The sequence below is a fragment of the Kitasatospora sp. NPDC048540 genome (assembly GCF_040651175.1).
Classification (GTDB): Bacteria; Actinomycetota; Actinomycetes; order Streptomycetales; family Streptomycetaceae; genus Kitasatospora.
In genome coordinates this window covers 1-3,223 of sequence record NZ_JBEZIR010000253.1, presented here as the reverse complement: position 1 = coordinate 3,223, position 3,223 = coordinate 1, and the positions used below count along the sequence as shown (strand labels likewise).

Here is a 3,223-nt window from a genome sequence, read left to right as displayed (position 1 = left end):
GCGAGCAGCAGGCCGGTGGTGGTGTAGGTGTAGTCGATGCCCTCCGCCGGGAGGCCGCCCATCGCGGGCAGTTCGGTGTAGGCGAGGTTGCCGAGAATCGGCGTGTACTCGTTGTGGGTGGTGTAGGTGCCCGCCAGCGCCCCCTCGGAGGCGGGGATGGTCACCTTGGTGTCGACGGGCCGGTACGAGCCGTCGATCGCGGTGACGGCCGTGGTGTAGGCGTCGCCGCCGGCTCCGCCCTTGTAGCGGGTGGAGGAGGAGGGCTGGCCCTTGGCCAGCGCGTCGTAGGTCCAGCCCGCGAGCTGGTTGGCCGGGGCGACGCTGTCCTTGTACATCCCGGTCTTGCGGCCGAGGATGTCGTAGGAGTACGCCAGCACGTTGCCCTTGGCGTCCCGGGTCGAGGCGACCGAGGAGTTGACGTCGTACGTCGTCGTCGACGTGCCCGTGTCCGGGTCCGTGGACGAGATCTGACGCCCGCGCAGGTCGTACCCGTACGACCAGGTGTTGCCCATGGCGTCCGTGCGCCTGTCCGGCTGCCCGGCTGCCGTGTACGTGTACGTGGTGACGTCCGCGTCGGACGGGTTGCCGGTCGCCGTGGCGGTGCGGTACTGCCACAGCTGGGTGGTACGGCCGCGGCTGTCGGTGACGGTGCTGGACGGGGCCCCGCCCTGCGGCGGCGTGGAGTCGGTGCGGTCCGCACCCGGGTAGGCGGTGGTGGACACCCACTGCTGCTGCCCGTACGACATGAACGCCGTCGACACCGCACGGCCCTGCCCGTCGAAGGTCACCCACTCCTGCGCCGGGACCTGCGAGTCCTGGGGGAGGAAGACGGTGCCGTTGGGGGCGGTGGTCGCCTCGAAGTACGGCGACGACGTCTTGATCGCCCAGCCGTGCGAGTCGTACACCGTGTCACTGATCAGCCGGCCCGTGCCGCCGGTCGCCGGGCTGGACTGGGTCTGCCGCAGCCGCGCCAGACCGTCGTACAGCTCCGTCTTTACCGCGTAGCTCTCGTCCTCGTTCAGCGCCTTGGAGGTGACCACCGACGGTCCGGTGACCCCGTTGACACTGTACGAGAACGTGGCGCTCGCGCTCAGGTTGGTCGCCCGGTCCGGGGACCAGACCGCGGTCAGGCGGCCCAGCGCGTCGTACTGCCGGGTGGTCGCCTTCCCGTTCGGGTCGGTGGCCACCAACTGGAGGCCGCGGCCCGGGTCGAGGGTCTGCGACGTCGCCCAGGAGGCGCCCATCGGACCGGTGACCGTGGTCCTCGTCGGCAGCGCACCCGCCGCCGGACTGAACGCCGTGGTGGTCGTGCCGCCGTCGGTGCCCTTGACGGTCGCCGGACGCCCGTAGGCGTCGAACGTGGCCGTGGTCAGCGTCGCGTAGTGCGCCTGGCCGTTGCCGTCGTAGCTGTCCAGCGTCTCGGTGCCGGTCGGGTCCGCCACCGCGCCGGCCTGCCCGAACGGCTTGCCGTCGTACAGCGTGCGGGTGTCCTTGACCGTGTTGCCCGCGTTCGCCGCCGTACCGCACCCGCCGATGACGGCCTTCTCCTCGGCCACCAGCTCCAGCATCATCGCATCGGAGCCGACCGCGTAACCGGTGGTGGTGCACACCTCCGGGGTGGCGGCGCTGCCGTCACCCTTGTCGTCCACCGTCACCACGCGGTTGGCGTTGGCGGGATCGGTGGTCGTCACGGTGGACACGCCCCGCCAGGAGCCGTCCGCGAGCCGGCCCCACTGGCTCACCGTGCTCACCGTGGAGTCGTAGCGCGACACCAGGTCCGGCATGCCGTTCTGCTGCTTGTGCGTACCGCGGGTGACCTCACCGGAGTTCACCGTCGCGGAGGCCTTGACGACCGAACCGCCCGCCTGGTCGAAGCCCTGGCTGCCGAGCAGGTTCCCGGTACGCCACTTCTCGTCCACCACGTTGACCGCCGCCGCACCCGGGTACGGGGTGTAGGAGACGGTGACGGCGCGCTTGGAGCCGTCCGCCTTCACGTCCCCGTTCATGCCCCGCAGGTAGGTGCTGACCTGCTGCGACTTCGGGCCCTCGCCCGCGTACCCGCTGCCCGCGGTGACGGTGACCGTCCGGTAGCCGCGGAAGTCGTCCCACGTCCGGGACTTCGCATCGGTGAACTCACCGTCGTTGCGGTGCCAGGCGGCGCCGCCACCGTAGGAGTAGTCCGTCGACTTGACCAGCGAACCCGTCACCGCGTCCTGCTCGGTCACCGACTTCACCAGGTACTTGTGGAACCAGTCACTCACCGGATCCGGCGAGGACTGGCCGGGCAGGTACCACTTGACCGGCATGCAGGCCATGGTGTTGCCGTCCTCGGAGGACGGCATGCGGCCGTTCACCCGGGAGCACTCGGTGTCCTGGTAGACCACGTTGATCTGGCCACCGGTCTCGGTGGTGATCTGCTGCATCCGCGGACGGTTGAACGCCGGCTGCGCCGGGGTCAGCCCGTCGACCCGGTTCGCCAGCTCGCGGGCGGTGAACTTCACCTCCGGCAGCGACTGCGCCGCCTGGCCGTTGGTCGCCGTCCGCAGGATCGACGACAGCCACAGCGACGGCTTGGTGCCGTCACCCGGGTCGGCGAAGGTGTGCTTCAGCTCGAAGGAGTCCACCGCGCGGTAGGCGCCGTCGACCAGCACCTGCGTGTCGATCTTCGCCAGCATCAGCGGGGACCAGAACGTCGGACCGTAGTTGGTGCAGGCGCCGCTGGAGGCACAGGCCTGGTCCAACGGCGAGTCGGGCCAGTTGTTCTGGTTGGCCTTGGTGCGCTGCGCGGTCGTGCACGTCACCGACCCCGAGGCGGTGCAGCGCTCGGTGGTGGTGAACAGCACCTTCGCGCCCGGCTTCAGCGAGCCGTTGGCCGCGACCTGCTCCGGCAGGCGCTGGCCGTAGCCGATCTCCGTGACCTCCGCGGAGCGGACGTACGCGGTGAGCGTGCCGGTGCCGTTGTTCTGGCCGCCGCCGCGGCTGTAGTAGTTCAGGTCCTGCTGGTAGCGGTAGGTGACCAGGTTCTGGTGCGGGTCCACGACGTAGTCGAGGTTCCACCGCCAGCCCTCCTGGCACCACGAACCCTTGCCCGTACCGGCGTTGTAGCAGTCGTCGCCGCTGTTCGGCGAGTACACCGGCGTGTACTCCACCGAGTTCGACGCAGAGTCACCGTGATTGCCGCCCGGCAGGTGGTTCAGGCCGAAGAAGTACTGGACACCGTCGG

1 pseudogene is annotated in these 3,223 nt (G+C 70.0%); it reads right to left on the bottom strand.

The features are described from left to right. Window positions 1-3,223 (bottom strand): annotated as a pseudogene (locus tag AB0D08_RS40590) (hypothetical protein); the annotation flags it as partial.